The 18,641-nt window shown below is 54.3% G+C and carries 15 protein-coding genes and 2 pseudogenes; 10 read left to right on the forward strand and 7 right to left on the reverse strand.

Annotated features, from left to right (window positions below):
- Window positions 1-32: 32 nt before the first annotated feature.
- The 5 genes from C1J05_RS06100 to C1J05_RS06120 form a co-directional block, all read right to left on the reverse strand.
- Window positions 33-944: an ABC transporter permease gene (locus C1J05_RS06100; protein ID WP_114869471.1), complete on the reverse strand. Its 912-nt coding sequence runs from the start codon at window positions 942-944 to the stop codon at window positions 33-35.
- Window positions 944-1,912, reverse strand: coding sequence for a GDP-mannose 4,6-dehydratase (locus C1J05_RS06105; RefSeq protein ID WP_114869472.1), 969 nt, complete (start codon window positions 1,910-1,912; stop codon window positions 944-946). The genes C1J05_RS06100 and C1J05_RS06105 overlap by 1 nt, the downstream gene beginning before the upstream one ends.
- The gene (locus tag C1J05_RS06110; RefSeq protein ID WP_114869473.1) at window positions 1,909-3,006 is read right to left on the reverse strand and encodes a glycosyltransferase family 4 protein; all 1,098 of its coding nucleotides are present in this window, start codon (window positions 3,004-3,006) and stop codon (window positions 1,909-1,911) included. The genes C1J05_RS06105 and C1J05_RS06110 overlap by 4 nt, the downstream gene beginning before the upstream one ends.
- Entirely contained in the window at window positions 3,003-4,031 is a 1,029-nt protein-coding gene (gene galE / locus C1J05_RS06115; RefSeq protein WP_254684716.1) for a UDP-glucose 4-epimerase GalE, read from the reverse strand. Before galE ends, C1J05_RS06110 begins: the two co-directional genes overlap by 4 nt.
- A 280-nt stretch (window positions 4,032-4,311) precedes the next feature.
- Window positions 4,312-4,677 (reverse strand): MarR family EPS-associated transcriptional regulator, encoded by a 366-nt coding sequence (locus C1J05_RS06120; RefSeq protein WP_205389096.1) that lies wholly within the window; start codon window positions 4,675-4,677, stop codon window positions 4,312-4,314.
- A 440-nt stretch (window positions 4,678-5,117) separates the two neighbouring features.
- Here C1J05_RS06120 and xrtE point away from each other — a divergent pair, with 440 nt between their 5' ends.
- From xrtE to C1J05_RS06135, 3 genes are all read left to right on the forward strand, one after another.
- The gene (gene xrtE / locus C1J05_RS06125; protein ID WP_162797936.1) at window positions 5,118-6,773 is read left to right on the forward strand and encodes an exosortase E/protease, VPEID-CTERM system; all 1,656 of its coding nucleotides are present in this window, start codon (window positions 5,118-5,120) and stop codon (window positions 6,771-6,773) included.
- A 146-nt stretch (window positions 6,774-6,919) separates the two neighbouring features.
- The gene (locus C1J05_RS21330; RefSeq protein ID WP_205389111.1) at window positions 6,920-7,279 is read left to right on the forward strand and encodes a hypothetical protein; all 360 of its coding nucleotides are present in this window, start codon (window positions 6,920-6,922) and stop codon (window positions 7,277-7,279) included.
- A gap of 455 nt (window positions 7,280-7,734) precedes the next feature.
- Complete coding sequence (locus C1J05_RS06135) at window positions 7,735-8,298, forward strand: hypothetical protein (RefSeq protein WP_114869476.1); 564 nt, start codon at window positions 7,735-7,737, stop codon at window positions 8,296-8,298.
- 471 nt (window positions 8,299-8,769) lie between these two features.
- Here the strand turns inward: C1J05_RS06135 and C1J05_RS06140 are convergent, their stop codons facing one another.
- Complete coding sequence (locus tag C1J05_RS06140) at window positions 8,770-10,041, reverse strand: hypothetical protein (RefSeq protein ID WP_162797938.1); 1,272 nt, start codon at window positions 10,039-10,041, stop codon at window positions 8,770-8,772.
- Window positions 10,042-10,774: 733 nt separating this feature from the next.
- On the opposite strand from C1J05_RS06140, the gene C1J05_RS06145 reads away from it, so the two are divergent.
- The 6 genes and pseudogenes from C1J05_RS06145 to C1J05_RS21820 form a co-directional block, all read left to right on the forward strand.
- Window positions 10,775-11,485, forward strand: a complete 711-nt coding sequence (locus C1J05_RS06145) for a hypothetical protein (RefSeq protein WP_114869478.1) — start codon at window positions 10,775-10,777, stop codon at window positions 11,483-11,485.
- A 128-nt stretch (window positions 11,486-11,613) separates the two neighbouring features.
- A complete protein-coding gene (locus C1J05_RS21675) occupies window positions 11,614-11,787 on the forward strand; it encodes a hypothetical protein (RefSeq protein WP_205389113.1) in 174 nt (57 codons plus the stop codon).
- 457 nt (window positions 11,788-12,244) lie between these two features.
- Window positions 12,245-12,877, forward strand: a complete 633-nt coding sequence (locus tag C1J05_RS06155; protein ID WP_114869480.1) for a hypothetical protein — start codon at window positions 12,245-12,247, stop codon at window positions 12,875-12,877.
- A gap of 241 nt (window positions 12,878-13,118) precedes the next feature.
- A complete protein-coding gene (locus C1J05_RS06160; RefSeq protein ID WP_162797939.1) occupies window positions 13,119-13,790 on the forward strand; it encodes a hypothetical protein in 672 nt (223 codons plus the stop codon).
- A 232-nt stretch (window positions 13,791-14,022) separates the two neighbouring features.
- Window positions 14,023-14,286: pseudogene (locus C1J05_RS22240) on the forward strand (IS6 family transposase); the annotation flags it as partial.
- A gap of 55 nt (window positions 14,287-14,341) precedes the next feature.
- Window positions 14,342-14,515 (forward strand): annotated as a pseudogene (locus C1J05_RS21820) (IS6 family transposase); the annotation flags it as partial.
- A 1,272-nt stretch (window positions 14,516-15,787) separates the two neighbouring features.
- On the opposite strand, the gene C1J05_RS06185 reads toward C1J05_RS21820, so the two are convergent.
- Window positions 15,788-17,338, reverse strand: a complete 1,551-nt coding sequence (locus C1J05_RS06185) for a winged helix-turn-helix domain-containing tetratricopeptide repeat protein (protein WP_114869483.1) — start codon at window positions 17,336-17,338, stop codon at window positions 15,788-15,790.
- A 187-nt stretch (window positions 17,339-17,525) separates the two neighbouring features.
- Between C1J05_RS06185 and C1J05_RS06190 the strand changes: the two genes are divergently transcribed.
- The gene (locus C1J05_RS06190; RefSeq protein ID WP_114869484.1) at window positions 17,526-18,611 is read left to right on the forward strand and encodes a PLP-dependent cysteine synthase family protein; all 1,086 of its coding nucleotides are present in this window, start codon (window positions 17,526-17,528) and stop codon (window positions 18,609-18,611) included.
- Window positions 18,612-18,641: the final 30 nt, after the last annotated feature.

Below are 18,641 nucleotides of genomic sequence, written 5' to 3' on the forward strand. Positions count from 1 at the left end.
GACATTCTCGACACGTAGAGCCGGAGTGGGCATCAAACGGTATCCATGAAATTCTTCTCGACCTGATTGAAAATCACCAAAGCGACGCAGAGAGCGACCACTGCAAAGGAGCAAGAATAAGTCAGATGCATAACATCGACCGTGCCGGCTCCTGTGAACGCGTAGCGGAACGTCTCGATGATGGGAGTAATCGGGTTCGCAAGAATATATGAACGATAAGCCTCGGGGATTGCCGAGACAGGGTAGATTACTGGAGTAGCATACATGAGGAGTTGCACCCCAAAGGTCATGAGAAACCGCAGATCGCGGTACTTGGTGGTCAAAGCAGAGATGATCATCCCAATACTCAGGCCCAAGACGCCCATCAGAAGAAGAAGAAGTGGGAGTAGAAGTATGGCGGCATTTGGTGCCACCTCCGGAACCGAAACGGTATAGTAAACAGCGAAGGCGAGGAAGATTGTGAACTGGACTGCGAACTTCAAAAGCCCCGAAACAACGACTGAGAGCGGCACAATAATGCGCGGGAAATAGACCTTGCCAAAGATGTTTGCGTTTAAAGTAAAAGTCTCAGAAGTTTTGATGAGGCTGTCCTGAAAATAGGTCCACATGGTGACGCCTGCCAAGTAGAACAAAACCTGAGGCAGTCCGTCCGTAGATATCTGAGCGATATTTCCGAAAACGATCGTGAAGACAATCGTCATCATCACTGGCTGCAAAACAAACCAAATTGGTCCGAGGATCGTCTGTTTGTAGAGCGCGACAAAGTCGCGGCGCACCAGCAACAAAAGTAGATCGCGATACTGCCAGATTTCTCGAAAAGGGATCGCGAGAAAAGCGCGATCAGGCTCGATGATCCTCGTCCAAGTCACTTGGTGGTCGGACGAAGCGTCGGACGGTGCCAAAGGTATATCAACCACAGATTCTACTTCGTCTTCTTTGGCCATCAGGATGGGATTGTCCGCTCTGCCGCGATCAATTTTTGGATGACACCTGCCATGTCGGTTTTAGCAGTCCAACCTAATTCTCGGGTCGCACGATCGGGATTGCCCGTGCTTACGGAAATCTCTGAGGGGCGCAGCAGGCTTGCGTCGCTCACAACGTGATTTTCCATCTCAAGATCGAGCTCGGCGAAGGCCGCATGACAGAAGTCGCGTAGGCTGTGACTTTGGCCCGTTGCAATCACGTAGTCGCGGGGTGTGTCGCTTTGAAGCATGCGCCACATGGCTTCAACGTATTCTGGCGCCCAGCCCCAGTCGCGCGCGATGGAAAGCGCCCCGAGATGCAGTTCGCCCCCGCCATCTCGTGCAATTCGGACAACACCGCAAATAATTTTGCGTGTCACGAAACGTTCAGGTCGGAGTGGCGACTCGTGATTGAACAGGATGCCGGAACATGCATGCAGTCCGTACGCGTCACGATAGTTCGCGACCGTCCAGTGCGCCGCCGCCTTTGCCGTGGCGTAGGGGCTCCGAGGGTGGAAAGGTGTATCCTCGTCTGCAGCTTGGCCTTCCGTGTTTCCGAAGCATTCGCTGGAACTAGCTTGATAGATCCGTGCGCTTGAGTTGGTGAAACGCAATGCTTCGAGAAGATTGATCGTTCCGACGGCAATGCTGTCGAGAGTTTCAACGGGTTGTTGGAAAGATAAACCGACAGAACTTTGGCCTGCGAGATTGTAGACTTCATCGGGCTCCGCAGTTTTGATCGCCTGCGCAACGGAGCGGAAGTCCACATGGCTCATTGAAATCGTTTCAACTTGGTCTGAAATACCCAGTGCATGAAGATTTGAGAACCGATTGTTCGAGGCATCTCGAGACGTTCCCACCACGCGATACCCACGTTGCAGAAGAAGCTGTGCAAGGTAGGCTCCGTCCTGACCTGAAATTCCGCAAATCAAAGCCGTTTTTTGGCTCATCCTGCCAAGGTTCTCCCTGCGAGAGCGTGCACACGTTCGACAAAACGATGAAAGGAAAAATGGGATAGGCCTTCGGGGACGTCTCCCCGCCGGTTTTCCGCGAGGGCATCGGAAATGGACGCAAAGAGCGCATCGGGGTCGTCGGGGTCCACCATCCTGCCGAGTTCTCCATTGCGTACGGCGTCTCGGCTGCCGTCAATAGTGCTTGCGATCACCGGGATACCACTAGCGAGCGCTTCGAGAAAAACGAAGCCGAACCCTTCGCCGCGGCTTGGCATTACATAGAGATCCGCCAACCTGTAGAGATCGGCTTTATCTTGCTCGTCCACCAGACCCGTGAACACGACGTGGCTCACAAGCTCCTCGTCGACCACGCGCGCTTCAAGTCGCTCACGATCATCCCCATCTCCCGCAATGACATATATTAATTGCGGGAAGCGCTTTAGCAGACGAGGCAAGATGTCGAGAACCTCGTCGAAGCCTTTCGCCCGCTCGCGTGAGACAAGTCGTCCGAAGGTCATCAAGACAGGACTGGCGCCCTCGAGCCCCAGTTTCGTGGCAAGTCCCTTGTCTTTAGGACCGGGCGCGTAATGATCGAGGTGGATCGCATTCGGCAAGAGTTCAATCCTGTCTAGTGGAACACCAGACCATGCAACGAAGCGATCGCGTGTAAAGGAACTGATGGCGTAATAGCGGTCCATCCTTCTGACGGCCCAATCAGCGATTTTTCGACTGGGAGAACTCCAGGCTTCATAACCATAGAGCGCACAAAGTACCGGGCGTCGTGACAAACGCCCCAAGACCCAAGCGATTGGTGCGAGGTTGACATGTGCGCAGTAGATCATGTCAGATCGCACGATCGCAGGCATGTCCGTGAGGAGAGTACGCACAAAAGCTGCGGTACCGCTTGCAGCACCCACCCGATAGGAAAGACGGTCTGGAAGATCTCCAATACTGTGACTAATAACGCGGGGCGCCGCCGTCACCGAGGCTTCCGGATTTTCATCAAGTAGGGCGGTCACGAGATCTCGATTGAACACAGCTATCCCACCGTGGCCTCCCCAGGCATCCGCCAAAAGCGCGTAAGTCTTCACGACGCGGTGTCTTTTGACAAATGAGCCGCCGCACTCAAGTTGTTCTTACAATGCCAAGTCCACGCAGTCCCAACCATCTGATTCAGCCCGGGGCGCGCAGATACCCAGCCAAGGATTTCTCGCGCATCTGTTGCACTGGCGATTAGACGTGCCGGATCTCCCTCCCGCCGCGCACCCCACTCGGTGGAAATTGCTCGACCTGTGATCCGTTCTGCCTCTTCAATCACTTCGCGCACAGAATAGCCAGATCCGTTCCCAAGGTTGAATGCACGCGGCGCCATCCCTTCTTGGATAGCCTTAAGCGCTAGGACATGCGCTGAGGCCAGGTCAGCGACATGTTTGTAATCCCGCACGCAGGTGCCATCCGGCGTGTCGTAATCGGTGCCAAAGACAGTGACCGAGGGCCGTTTGCCGGATGCAGCGTCGAGGACCAGTGGAATTAGGTGCGTTTCAGGGTCGTGAGCCTCTCCAATGTCGCCCTCCTCATCCGCGCCCGCCGCGTTGAAATACCGCAGTGCAATCCATCGAAGTCTGTGCGCCCGCCCAAAGTCTGCGAGCATCTCTTCGACCATCAGTTTTGATCGCCCATAGGGATTGATCGGCTTTTGCGGGCTGTCTTCCGAAATAGGTAGGTTTTCAGGGATACCATAGGTCGCACAGGTACTGGAAAACACGATGTCCTTCACACCGTGGCGGATCATCGCTTCAAGAATTGAAAGGCTGCCTGCCACATTGTTTCGGTAGTACTTCTCCGGGTTCGTGACCGATTCACCTACATATGCGAAGGCTGCAAAGTGCATTACAGCGTCAGGTTTATGCTTCTCAAACACGGCATCCAGTCGTTCACGATCCAAAATGTCCCCGTATTCAAAAGGTCCCCAGAGAACATGCTCTCGATGGCCATATGAAAGATTGTCATAGGTAACGGGCTCATATCCAGCTTCAGCCAGAGCCTTGCAGGCGTGCGCGCCTATGTATCCCCCGCCGCCAGTCACAAGAACGGTCCGTTTCATATTATATTTCATTCTATTCTGCTCAGAGGTTCTTTACGCGCCGCAATCAGGGCGTCTTTTTTCGACGTATCGTAAAAAACGCCTCTGAGGTCAGGTACAGAACCATTATCGAACATATGCATTATTTTTGGCCCACCGGTCTTGCGGCGTATAAGGTGTCCGGAATAATGGCACACCTGCCAAGTAGTAAATAATGTCGCTATCGAGCGCCCGAAAACGCAAACCGGTTTCCCGTTGCTTTTTATAGACGGGAACATCGCCCGGCGACGCAAACGCCCGATAACGCAAACCTTCAACCACGTCGTGGCGCGCTGGCATGGTCGTCCGAGACTTCCTGTTGCAGAGCTTCGATCTCCGCCCTCAAAGCCGCGTATTCTTCCCGCTTGCGGCGCAGAAAGCGACGGGTGAGGGTGGTTTTTTCCGACAGACCCCTCGGCGTCAGCATATAGGCATAGCCGCGCTTGTTGTTGGAGGCGCTGAAGTTTGCCAGTTTCACGAACCCCACATCAATGAGGGCGCCGAGCGTATAATTGAGGCTACCCAAGCTCACGCCGATCAGTTTTGCCAATTCACGTTGAGAGATTTCTGGATTGGTTTCAACGTGGCGCAGGATGCGGAAGCGCATTTCTTCGCGCAGCAGGTCTTGCCGTTCAGACACCTGATATGGTCCGGAGCACGGCTACCGCATGAATGCTGCCCGCGAGCGGCACTTGGTCACTGCTTCTGAATATCCACAATCGACTTAACATGACTGTTCAATTTTGAACGCTAGCACGTCACTCCCCTGATCCAAAACGAATTTTTACGACATTCTGACGAACTGCTTGCCTTTGCCCAAAATTTGGCCGCCAAAATCAACTGCGGCGATGCCTGCTGATTGCATGACGTTCTGGGAACGTCTTGTTTTCACGAGATCCTGTTTGCTTGTGAGCAGGCCCCGTCACGCCTTGGTGGTTACGGCATTGAAATTTCCCAAAGCAGGGCGCCGCTGGCGGCCATATAAGGCGGCATAGCCGTTTTGATCGATGTATCGGTCACATCACAGCCTTGTTTTTTAGTACAGTTTCGCTGTGTGATGCTGTACCCGTAGCTATGGTTATGAAAGTTTCTGCAGATAAAAAAGCTACGACAGATCGCTTGTGGCCCCATAGCCGCCTGGCTTTTGCTGCGGCGCTCCTGTTGATCGAAGCCATACTGCTCGTGTTCGTCTATCGGTTTGACCTGGCCGGCCTGATCGAACGGCCGGCCGATACGAGTTTTTGCCTGGCGGCCCTCGGCTCACAGCCGGCATGTACGTCGCTTTCCAAGGCTCCGGGGATGATCCTGCTCTTTGCGATTATTGCAGGTTTTGTGCGACTTCTGGCACCGGAGCGTGTTTCCGTTTCCGAGTTTGCAGCAAAAGTCTCCAGTTTTGAACAGCCCAATGCCTGGCTGGTTTTCAATGTTCTTGGGTTTGCCCTGATCCTGCTGCCCTATTTTCTAACACGGACGGACATCTCATCTGGCGCGGTGTCGGTTGTTGTCCTTCTCTCCTGGCTCACGGGAACCATCGCTTTTGTGTCCGGGCTTTTGCTGTGGTTGCTGCCCGCCCGCGAAATTCGGAACCTTCTTAACTGGAAGGTGATTGCGGTTATTCTTGGTCTCAGTGCTTTGCCGCAACTCGACGTCTTCGTGGGCGAAACGCTCTGGGTTGAGTCCTTTCTGCAGGATGCCACGATCCGGCTGACGTCAACCTTCCTGAGACTGTTTGGTCAGCCGGTGCTCTGGGACGGCGGGATTATTCTTGGAATTGATAAATTCGTTGTCAGTATCGCGTCCTCCTGCGCTGGTGTTTCAGGGATCGCCTTTTCCTCAAGCGCGATGGCCGCGTACATCATCTGGATGCGCAAGGAGCTGAATGTAAAACGTGCGATCGCCGTGCTCCCGTTGGTTGCCGCGCTGAGCTGGACGTTCAATGCGCTCAGAATTGCCATTCTCATGATGATTGGCGAATACATCTCTCCGGACCTGGCGGTCGACGGGTTCCACAGTTATGCGGGCTGGATCAGTTTCACCTTGCTCACGGGCGCCCTGATATTCGCCGTGGATCGCATTCCATGGTTTCAGAAGGGCGGGGCGCGCAAGACTGCAATCCGTAAGCCGTCCCTCTTTGAAGATCAGATTTCCGCACAGATCCTGCCGTTTACGGTCTTTCTGTTTTCGTCTCTGGTTGTGGGTGCTTTGTTCGAGGTGCCTGCTGTGGGGTATCCTTACAGGGTGCTGGTCACGCTTGCCGTGCTGCTTGCCTTTGCGCGTTGCATACCGGCGGGTGTGTCCTGGCGTCTCGATCCGCTGGCTGTGTTTGCAGGTGCCGCCATTGCAGCTATGTGGCTCGCCGGGCAATGGGGCGAGAGTGCCGCTCTGGCGGACATCGTGCCGGGGCTGACGGGCACGGCGCTGCTCGTGTGGATCGTCGCGCGTCTCTTTGGGACCACGATCCTTGTGCCGGTGATCGAGGAGGTGTTTTTCAGGGGGTATCTGCTGAACCGTCTGAATTTTGGCGGCAGATACGGAACAGCGATTGCGCTGATCGCGTCATCCGCTCTCTTTGCGATGCTGCATGGAAATATTGTTCTGGCCTTTGTCGCCGGGCTGGTTTTTGGCGCTCTGGTGCTGCGCAGCGGACGTGTCTGGGACGCTGTCGTCGCCCATGCTGTCGCAAACGGTTTGATTGGCCTCTATGCGCTGGTCATGGACAACTGGGCCGTCATTTGAGGCTTTGTGTCGCGATTTGGTGCTTGGGCAAACTCCGGGTACCTGAAGAAATGCAATTGAAAGCACACGATCTCTTCCAAACGTTCAGGTTTCAAGGCATATCTGTTAGCAGGATGTTCACACCATTCATTACGAGGTCCTTACACATGCGTACCCTTCAATTTCTTGTTCTCGCGTCTTCTGCGGCGCTTATGGCTGCAACTCTTCAAGCCTCCGCACAAAATGCGGGCGATCGTACGCGTTGCGCCATTCTTGGCCCCATGACCGTCTCTGCCTGGTTCGGTCTGCTTGAGAATGCAAACAAAGGGGACCGCGAGGCGAACCGTGAGGCGATGACCACCCTGAACAATGCGGTTACGCTCTACAACAACATGGGGTGTCCATCGACCGAGCTTGAAGCCACGCTTGACTGTCTGACGGGCATGGCGATGGCGGGGGAAATCACTGAAGGGGCAGGGCCTGCTGCGCAAGCCTGCATGGCTCAGGCGGGTCTGCCAAGGCCCTGACGGCTGTATTTCTGAGCCGTGCTGCGAAGTGACAGACAGACATGATCCAATTGAGTAGCCGGTTTGCGCATCCCACATAGACAGTTTTCGCCCGACTCTGGACCTTTAAACAGGAATGACATCAACGGAAGCTTCGGCTCAGAGCAGCCTGTGGCGAAAATTGCTGCGATGACCGGGGTGCGGACTTTTAGCTTAGCTCTAATGGGCATTGAAGGGCGGCTTTCTTGCCCAGACTAGGCACAAATGGCTGTCATTTGACCCACCGCCCCCAGTTCCGCTCAGGCGGATGCGCTATCACGCCTTTTCCGCGACAAGATTTCTTTCAGCGCAGCAAATTTACTGTTTACCCAACTTACTAAACGGTCACGAATTCACTCGCTCAATCATCACATCTCTGTTAGGGCTAATGCGGAGCCTATTTTTGGCTATTTATTCCCCCCGGGGGGGGGCGGGCTATGAAAAATATTATTGGACACGTGCTGTGCGCTATGGTTTTAGGCGCACCTGTGAATGCTCAGGCAAGTACTTATGATGTTTTTGGCAACTGGTCCGGCGGACAGTTGCTTAATGTGAATTTTGATTTTTCGATAACCAACGATTTCACGGGAGACATCGGTTTAACCAGTAGCGGTCTTTTAATAAACACTTTGACGTCCACGGGGGTTGGAGGCGATCCTTTCATTCCTTCGTTTACTGCAATCAATTATCAATATGGTGCCACAATTGATACTCTGGCGATTTTCGCGGGGGATCCGGGTTTATCAGTCACTCAAGATTTCTACATCGAAATTAACGACTTCACGACAGCTAATCCCTCTCTTGATAACCTCTCGAGAGACGGGATTGCCCATCCGTTTCTTGGGTACCAAACTTCTTATGTTTCTGGCGCTGTTACCGTAAGCCAACAGGGCGTGACGGCCGTCCCCGAAGTCACTACAACAGGCAGTCTTGCTGCAATTGCCTCACTGCTCGCGATGATGGCATTCCTGTGGGAACGGCGGCGTCTGCAATCAACGTAATGAGTGATCACAACATTGGCAAACGCCCGAAAACTTCTGTGATGACGGTGAGGTTTGGACAGGCGTTTCGTCGAGGGAGTAGGTCTGAGCAGCACACCGTCAGGTGGAAGATGCAACCGCGACCGCAGCCATGACCATTTGCCAATGTTTCATTTTTATCCCCCTCGGTCCACAAAGCCGTAAATTTTGGTCAGGCTCAAAGAAAAAAGAGATAAAGCGACGGATGCGAGATATCCCGGAGCTGTCAGGTGGTAAATCCCGCGCCGGACGAGGCAGTTTCAGGGCATATTATACAACTGTTCAGAATTTTCAGATGAGACTTTGATGCAGCAGAACGCGTTTTGGACGCTGCGCACTCTGTTTTTGGCGTAAAACAGGGTGGTTTGTGTTCAGCAAGTGAATAGATGCCCGAAAGTAAGTTCTGCAGGGCGCTATGTTCGAGGTGTCTACCGCTTGCTGTACAAGTGGAGATCAGCCAACAAGATCGGCCAACCTGCGCCTCTCCCAGAGAAATGCCATCATTGCCAGCAGAGAACCAAAAGCCGCCAGTGCTCCGGTGGCGCTGACTTCTGGGACGCTGACGACCGCCGACGAGTAAATGTAGGCAGTACCGGCACCGTCTGAACGGGAGATGTCCGTCTGAGCGCCGACAATTATTGTGTCTCCGGAGGCCGCAACACTGGTTCCAAACAAGTCTGCTACATCCGGATCCGGGTTGTTGAGTGTTTGCAAAAGATCTCCAGTTGCGACGTCGAAAATATACACTGATCCGGCATCAAGCGCTCCCGTGTCGTCTCCTTCTGCGCCGACAACCGCGATGTCGCCAGACACCGCGACAGTGGACCCGAACAAGTCAGTTTCGTCTGCACCAGGATTGATGAGAGTTGCGATGAGTGTACTCTGCGTGAGGTTATTCGGATCGAGTTCGTAAACATAGGCTTCTCCGGCGCCGCGTGCGCCGATAAGGACCGTGTTTCCGGAGATCGAGACGCTGCCCCCAAATCCATCAAATGCGCCCGGGGTAGGATTACTGAGTGTTTGTAAAAGAACCCCGGTCGTCACGTCGAAAATGTAGGCAGATCCTGCGTTGGTCGCGCCAGTGTCATCACTATAGGCGCCCACCACGGCAATATTGCCTGAGATGGCTACAGAGGCGCCAAAGAAGTCTCCGCTCTCAGGGGTCGGGTTGTCCAGCCTGAACAAACGGTTTCCGGTCGCCACGTCAAAGACATAGGCAGACCCGTCGTTGTAATCACCTACACCTGGGATATTGATGTCATCTTGCCAATCCCCGATTACAGCGTAGGTGTCCGTTGTTGCGACGCTGCTACCGAAACGGTCAGAGGCCTGCGGGTCCGGATGCTCCAGTTCTGTGGTGGGTTCGGTGGTCCCTTCGGTGTTGAGGTCATAAAGATAAGCCGCGCCGGAATCGTAGCTGCTATTGGGGAAGATTATGTCGTTGCTCGTAAAAGTCTGTCCAGCGTCGTCCGCATATGCGCCGACCACGACGGTGTCGCCATACACGGCGACGCTTGAGCCAAAATAGTCTTTTGAGGGGCTTGGATTCGGGTCATTCAGCGTGTTGAGCAGATTGCCGTTCGTCACATCAAAGACATAAACAGATCCCGCGTCCGGAACGATCGTGTCGTCGAGATCCGCCCCGACCACCGCTATACCGCCGTCAATCGCGACACTGTGTCCGAAGCGGTCATCAGCATCGGGGTCCGGATTATCGAGTGTCACGGTTAGAGAATAAGACTGCGCTGAAGCCAGTGATGCCGCGCAGATCACGCAGGCGGTCAGCGGTAGAAGAAGTAATTTAATGAAAAGCCCCCCTTGACTGAAGCCCGCCTTAGGGCAGAAAAAATGATACCTGTTGAGACAACTTTTGTCAAAGCTGCGACCTGATGCGAGGCATCGCACACCGGCACGCGGGACTGAGAGGCGTGGGGAGGCGGTATATCGGCGCTGGCCCTGGGATCCCGGGGGTCCTGCAGGGGTCGATCTGGCGGGCTTTCGCTTGAGGAGCCAGGCGCTGTGCTCGCCGCAAGCCCCGAATTTTTTTCGGCCTCTGGTGTTAAAGAAGGAGCCCTAACTGCTCGGGCGACCGTTGTGTCGGCAACCGCAACTGATAAAGCACCTGCTCCGAGGCACGGCGTCAGCTGCAAATGCCCGATAACGCCTAACAGAGATCCGGGCGCAGTCAGTCCGCCCGCTCAAGACAGCCGGCGTTCGTGTAGGCGCGGCGGTGGATCGTGGTCAGAACTGATGCTCGAACACCAAGATTGCGGTGCCAGACATCACGGAAGGCCGAGATCTTTCACCGCCTTAATGCAGAGAGCCATTGTGGAACCGTGTTGCAACTGCTAGCTTTTGAGTGAATGCGCAAATTTGTTGGTATCTGAGAGTTCCAGCTCATCGATCGAGTGTTTCATTTATTTTACTAATTAGAACCGTTTGGAATCGTAGAATTTCTATGCCAAGAAAATTCCATTTAGCTGCGCTTTTCCTTTGTCCGTTTTTGATCGGAACAGCAGCTTCGTCCCAAACGAATTTAACGAGCGGTGTAAATCTTTTAACGACAGATACGCTGAGTTTAAACACCACCGGATTTGTTGATAGCTTGTTCACCGGAGCACCTGACGCTACTACAGCCGAAGGCGGCGTTTCTGGTTATGTAGGCATTGGCAGTGAAATCGTTGTGTATGATTTCGGTTTGAACAGGATTGTCAATGGCCCTGGTGGCGACTTTAATGTGTACGAAGTGAGGCTTGGATATCCAGAGTTCAGCAATACAAATACCTACATTAAAGTCTCTGCGAGCCTTGATGGTATAAGCTACGTTGATCTCACTTCGACCGAAGCCGCTGCCGTAGAAATCGTTGGTGATGAAGATCACGGTGACCCAAATAATGCGAGGTCATATGATTTGAGTGGCCTGCTAGAGGCTCGCTACATTCGGATAGACGGAAACGTTGTAGACGGAAATTCGAACACTCCTGCGGGAGGTGTTGATAATAATAATGGCTTCGATCTCGATGCCGTTGGCGGCGTGAATTATACGTTGGCCAGTGAGTTGGTGTCTGTCCCGGAAGTTAGCGCGACTGGCGCACTGGGAGCTTTCGGCTCTCTGCTGGCCTTGATGGCGTTCCTTTGGGAGCGGCGACGGACGCAAAAAGTTTTTTGATAAACGACACCCGCAAGTTTTCAACGCACGGATTATCTAGCGGCGCTGAAAATCCACGGGCAGAGTCTGCGTGGTTTGATCTCCTGGAGAATGCGAACAGGGGTGACCGCGAGGCAAACCGAGCAGCGATGACCACCCTGAACAACGCCGTTATGCGCTACAACAACATGGGCTGTCCGGCGATAGAGTTTCGAGCCACGCTACCCTGTCTGACGGGCATGGCGATGGCGGGGAAAATCTCCGAAGTGGCAGTGCCTGCTGCTCAAGCCTGCATGGCGCAAGCGGGTTTGCCCAGGCCCTGACGGTCGCATCTCTGAGCCGTGCTTCGAAGTTATGAACACACGCGGTCCAAGTGAGTAGCCGGTTTGAGCCTCCCACACCGGCAGTTTCCGCAAGGCTCGAGACCTGCAAATTAGTAACGGCATGAAACGCGGCTTCGAACCTGAGCAGACCCTGCCTGAAAACCTAACTATGGACCGGTTGCAGACTTTACAACCGATCGCTTCAGAGCAGCACTAAGAGCGAATAAGATCTGCGGTTGTGCGGATCGGATGAATGGCTCCTCCACCTTTCGGCGCATATTTGATGCTCCAAACGAGATTGTTTCCAGATACTATTTTTTCTGATACTGTAGGCGGACAAGTGAACGATTTTTCCGCGTGAAGGCAGTGCCTGATCCTATCTCCAGTATCGGTGGTTGTTGTATGAAACGCAGATCGAGCATTTTAGCGTAAGATCTTCAGCGGGGCATCACAGTTCATGAAATATATTTTATTCACAGTCTTTGCAGCGGCAACTACCGGTCTGACCAGTGAAGCGCATGCTTCCACATATGAATACACCGGTCTCCCTTTAACTAACATCGTCAACGACCCTGATATCGACGTGGGTTATTCTTTTAGCGATTACCTGTCCGGTAGTTTTACCATGGCTAACCCGTTGGATGAAACGAGTGGTCTAACAGATATCAGTTCTGCTATAACGAGTTACTCCTTCAGCGTCGGTGAGAGTAGTTTTACGTCATCGGACTCGGATGTTTTAACCTTCTCGGTTGGAACGGCTGGCGGTAATATCGACGAATGGGAGATTTATCTCGAGAGCACTTTGCCGTTCGGGGTTTCCCCCAACATACCTAACACCAGTTCAACTCAAAATTACTTATATTCATCTTCTGCCCCACTTGGTGGCGTCCCCCAGGATGAAGTTTATTTCTACACTTATGATGAAATTTCGGGGGAAGAGGCTGAAACACAGGCTAATGTACTACAATCCGGAAATTGGGCACTTGCGCAATCGGTTCCCGAGGTTAGTTCAGCAGGTAGCTTCGCCGCCCTTGGCACGCTATTGACTCTGATGGCTTTCCTGTGGGAGCGTCGGCGGGTCGCTGTCTGAGCTTAGCTCGAATACCAAGATTGCGCTGCTCTACCTCGCTGCTGCCTCCGGAGTTACTACTCATTAAATCAATGCCTGCATTGGCGCGAGTTTTAGGGTGACCCGCCGCTAAAAACATATAGCTGCCCGCTACAATGCTGAATTCACGGGATATCTCTTTGATTGGCTAGGTTTTCCAAATAGGGTTAGGAAGACCATAGTTTTAAGTGTTAGAGTAAGTCAGAATTATTGAGTCAGAACATTGAAGAAGTTTGGAATTTTCAGCGCGTCGTTGGCGGTAAGTATCTGGTTGGGCGCGGGGGTGGCGGTTGCTCAAACAGCAACTTCGCCCGATTCACTTTTATTTACAGATACACTGAATTATAACACCACCGGGTTTGTTGACAGTTTATTCACTGGGGAACCAAATTCTGTGGTTAATCAAGACTTTGTTGGCATGGTAGGTATTGGTGGCCAAATTGTCGAATATGACTTTGGTGACAACAGGATCATCGATGGAGATGGTGGTGATTTCAATGTTTATGAAGCGAATTGGGGCGGGGCTGAGTTCAGTTTGATTAGCGTATTCGTAAGTCTGGATGGGGAAAATTACTACGATGTAACTGCTAGTGAGGCGGCGGCTGTCGTAGATCTTAATGGGGATGAATCTTGGGGAACCGACTTTTCGTTTGCTCGGTCATATGATCTGAGCGGATCTTCTCTTTCGGAGGCCCGTTTCATTAAGATAGACGGCAATGGAGAAGGCCTCGCGGGTGGCTGCTGTACTGGCTTTGATCTCGATGCCGTTGGTGGCGTCAACTATGTGGTGGCCGCCGTCCCCGAAGTGTCCGCCGCCGGCGCACTGGCAGCCTTGGGCTCACTGCTCGCCATGATGGCCTTCCTGTGGGAGCGGCGGCGTCTGCCAGCGGCTTAAGCGCGGCTCGCATTGGCAAATGCCCGATAACGCCCAGTCGGCGCGATACCCTAAATATCTCGCGTCACCCCGAACGTCCGTGGCATGCTGTCCACATATTGGCCTTGCCGCATTATTGCCGGCGGTCCCCGACCAACAACTCAACGCCATCCAGCTGTGCCGCCTGTCTGTCGAAGGCATTGTCAGAGCAAAATCGCTTGAGACGGGCAGGGCGGTTTTGTAGCCTCGTCGGATAACCAAACCTGATCCATTTCGGTACTTCAAAACGAGCCGTGAGATTATCCGCCTGGCGGTAATGCTGTACGTCCGTTTCCCGCTGTCCCTTCGCAACGTGGAAGATCTGCTCCATGAACGCGGCGTCGATGTCAGTCACGAAGCGGTGAGATACTGGTGGCACCGGTTCGGCCCGATGTTTGCGTCCGAGATCCGAAAGCGACGGATTGAGGGGATGAAATCGAGCAAGTGGCGCTGGCATCTTGACGAGATGTTCGTGAGGCATTGTCAGAAGAAACTGGCTTGAGGCGGGCAGGGTGGTTCCGTAGCTTCGTGGGATGACAAAACGCTCCCCATTCCGCTACTTCAAGACCAGCCCTGAGATCATCCGCCTGGCGGTCATGATGTACGTTCGATTTCCGCTCTCACTCCGCAACGTCGAAGACCTCCTGCATGAGCGCGGGATCGAGATCAGCCACGAAACGGTTCGGTTCTGGTGGAACAGATTTGGCCCGATGTCTACAGAAATTCGCCGCAGTTCATTCTTCCGTCCACAACCACTTCAACCAGGAGCGACACCTTTTTTCACGCAACAATTTCAAACTCAATCGATGCGCCGCTCTTACCGAGTGGCGTCAGCTTTGCTCTGGGTAAGTTCACGCATTCCGAAGTGAACTGAGACTGGTTCGAATTGGTCTGAAAACACCATCGGGGGGGTTCTCGTGTTGAATGGGCGCACAGACGTTGGCACGGTGGTTGCGGCAACCACGGGATTAAGCAGGCTTCACGGGCCAACCGCATATCTAATATCTTTCTATCGGCAGGTTAGTGCGAACCGCGTGAAGTTTGAGTTGCTGAGAGAACTCACAGTGCACGAAACTAAGGCATAACCAATATCCAATGGGTTACATGCGCACAAACCAGCCAATTGTGTGCAATAGACACCCGATCAAGATCAGTTAGCCGTGGTTCTGAGCGGCTCATTGCGTATATCGGCGCCAGAAAACGAAGAGACACTTCTTGGACCTGGAGAAATTTTCCGACTTCCGCAGGCTGCAAGCTCCACCCACACATTGGAAGCCATCGGGCCGGAAGCTGTGCGTCTTATGGTCCTGCAAGCGTGAAACTTGGGGCCTCTGCTTTCACAATACCTTTCGCAAGAGCAGGGATTTCCCGGATATGCCGGTGGCACCCCCTCAATATTGGCAAAGCCAAGCGACACAGAGGCATTCATGCATAGTCTGCAACTCGATTGTAGGCATTTGGATCTTCACTGCGTTAGTGACGAACGTCCGCTTCTGTGATTACTTTGCTGCGAAGCTCTCGGATCGATCAAGGAACTCAGCTTGCTGCACCGGCGAAGCACACGATTTCAATCCGGCGGCTTCGGGCTCGGAACGGTCCTTCGAGAGTTTCTCTCAGATGACAGCTAACCGCCTTTGAGCAGCCGTTCGGACAAGAAAAACCAAAGTTTCAGCCTCGGACGGCCGCTTCGCGCGAGATCAGACGCTCGCGGAAAATGGTGCTATGACTGAGTTGCGGACATAGCGCCCATTCGCCAAAAGTGCACACAGGGCAGCTTTGCTCCCCTTTGGAGACCTTCACTAAGGATTGCACATGAATTGGACAATGCGGGAAGTAACAGCCTTGATTCTGCGTGGTGCACTAACGACCGCGATGGCGGTCAGAAACGGACTTGGGAAGGCTTGCGCTTTGGCTGAGGGCGGCAATAGTTTTCAGTAATATCAATTACTTGGAAGTAGATCGCAGGATGATGGCGGCATTCAGAAACCTTGTCGGCTCAATTCGGCTGCGACACGCGTACGTGATGCTGTATCGCGCGTCGGGAAGGCCGAAAAATAGTCTTCGGCAGTCGCGTCGGGTTTCAGTTGGCGGACCTTCTGTCGCCATCGGGCCGCCTGGTCATGACGGCCAGCCAAGCTGTTCGCAGAAAGTGCGATCATGGCGATCAGGTAGTGCGCACCGGGCGTAGTGGCCGCGCGGTCGGCCCAATGAGCCGCGGCCTGATGGTCTTCCTTCTGTATCAGCATTTGCGCGCGGACGCCGTGGATGCCGTAGAGCAGTGGATCAAGCGGACTTAGTTCCAACGAGGTGTCCAGAGCTGCGAACGTCACTGGCGCATTGCCCGTCAGCATCGCTGTAAACGCCGCGGCGTAGAAGCCTTGTGCATAGTTGGGATTGAGCGTCGTTGCCCGCGACAGCCAGTCTGCAGCGACTTCTGGCTCGTCCGTCAGCCAGAAGGAGCGGCCCATCGTGAAGTTCGCGAACGGGTCAAGGGCGTCCAGTTCCAAACTACGCTCCGCGTGGAGCCGCGCGTTGCGGGCCGCCGACGACGTATCAGGGATCAGGCGCAAGAAAGCGTCAAGAAAGCTGGTGAAGGACAGGCCGGCGTGCGCGCGGGCAAATTGCGGATCCGCTTTGACTGCCCGTTCGAAACAGGACTGCGCAAGCGCCGTATCGGCGGCTGTGAAGCGGTAGAGATGACCGAGGCCCACATGATAGCTGGCCCAGGCATCCAGGCTTTCAAGATCACGCAGCCCCGCCAGTCGCGCCTCGTTCAAGGGAATGTACGTCTCGAGCGCAGCAACGAGATGCGCCACGATACGCGCCCTCAGGTCGCCGATTTCATCGACGGGCGCCACCAGCCGGTCGGCCCAGACAATCTCGCGGGAGCTGGTGTCCGTCAGTTCCAGAGTAACTGTAACGTTTTGGTTCGCATTTTCGATGATGCCTGACAGGACATAGCGTGCCGTAAGCGCGGTTGACACCAGATCCATATCCGCGTTGTCCTGCCGGAAGCGGAAGGACGACCCGCGAGCAATAACCGCCAGCCAACGCAGCCGCGACAGCGCATCGATAATCTCGTGCGGGATCGCATCGCCCAAGATAGCAAGTTCCGGTAACATGCCGAGCGGCTTGAATGGCAGCACCGCGATTGAGGGACGCCCGCCCGGATGAACCGGCGTATGGGAGGCTGGGACATCGGATGCCACAGTTGCGGGCCGCGTGACGATGACATCGGCGACGAAGCGGAACCCACGACCATGCACGGTGCGGATCACAGCCTGGTTTTCACCGCTGTCACCTAGGGCCTGACGAGCCGAGCGGATACGGCTGGAAATACTTGCGTCCGAGACCGCCCGGCCTTGCCAAATAGCGGCAACAATCTCGTCCTTTGTCACCAGCCGATCGCGGTGCCGGACAAGGTGGATCACCAACGACAGCACCTGCGGTTCAAGCGCTACCGGCTGTCCTGACAAGCTGAGCTCAAATCGCTCAGGATCAATTTTGAAATCTCCAAATGTCCAAGTCATGGCTAGTCATACAGCAAAATTGGCGCTTTCTACAGGAATTCTTCAGATATCCGTCAAGCTTGGCCAAAAAGATTGCCTCAGGATCAAATGATCCACTTGCGCAGGTCGGCAGCTGTCGAAGCGCGAAATGAACTGAATTGCGCCAGGCGGCATCACCGCAATCGATAAAAGCAGAACGGAGAAGACAATGGATTCAATGACCAACCGGACAACGCAAGGGCGCGGCAGGCTCTACGCGTCAGTCTTAGAAACCATCGGTGATACACCTGTGATCCGCATAAATTCGCTCGCGCCAAACTGGGTCGACCTCTACGTCAAGGCAGAGGCCTTTAACCCGGCGGGATCAATCAAGGACCGCCTGGCTCTGAGTATCATTGAAGAGGCCGAGAAGGACGGAAGCCTGAAACCGGGCCAGACTGTGGTCGAGGCAACGTCGGGAAATACCGGTATCGGGTTGGCTATGGTTTGCGCGGCAAAGGGCTATCCGCTGGTGGTGACTATGGCCGACAGCTTTTCGGTTGAGCGCCGCAAGCTGATGCGGATGATGGGTGCGAAGGTCGTGCTGACCCCGCGCGGCGAGAAGGGCTTCGGCATGTATCGCAAGGCTGTCGAACTTGCTGATGCGAACGGCTGGTTCCTCGCCCGCCAATTCGAAACCGGGGCAAATGCCCGCATCCACGAAAACACGACCGCTCGCGAGATCATTGCCGATTTTGACGGCCAGCGGTTGGACTATTGGGTCAGCGGATATGGTACAGGCGGCACCCTGACGGGCGTGGGGCGCGTTCTGCGCTGCGAACGGCCAGAGACAAAAATCGTTCTGTCTGAACCTGCCAATGCACAGCTTTTGGGCAGTGGCCAAGCGCAGGCGCGAAATTCCGACAACTCACCAGCGGCAAGCCATCCGGCATTTGAGCCACACCCAATTCAGGGATGGACTCCAGACTTCATTCCTCATGTCTTGCAAGAAGCGGTGGACGACAAGCTTTATGACGAATTGATCCCCGTGGCCGGTCCCGACGGCGTCGCATGGGCGCAGAAACTTGCGCAGCGCGAAGGTATCCTGACCGGCATCTCTGGCGGATCAACCTTCGCCGTAGCCATGCAAATCGCTGAACGGGCGGCGCCGGGCACCGTGATCCTGTGCATGCTGCCCGACACGGGCGAACGCTACATCACGACACCGCTGTTCGACGCGATCCCCGAGGACATGACAGATGAGGAGAATGCGCTATCGCGTTCGACGCCCGGTTATCAGTTGGCAGCGCAATGACATCTTTTTCAATCGTATCGCAAAAAGGAG

The sequence above is a fragment of the Sulfitobacter sp. JL08 genome (genome assembly GCF_003352045.1).
Taxonomy (GTDB): domain Bacteria; phylum Pseudomonadota; class Alphaproteobacteria; order Rhodobacterales; family Rhodobacteraceae; genus JL08.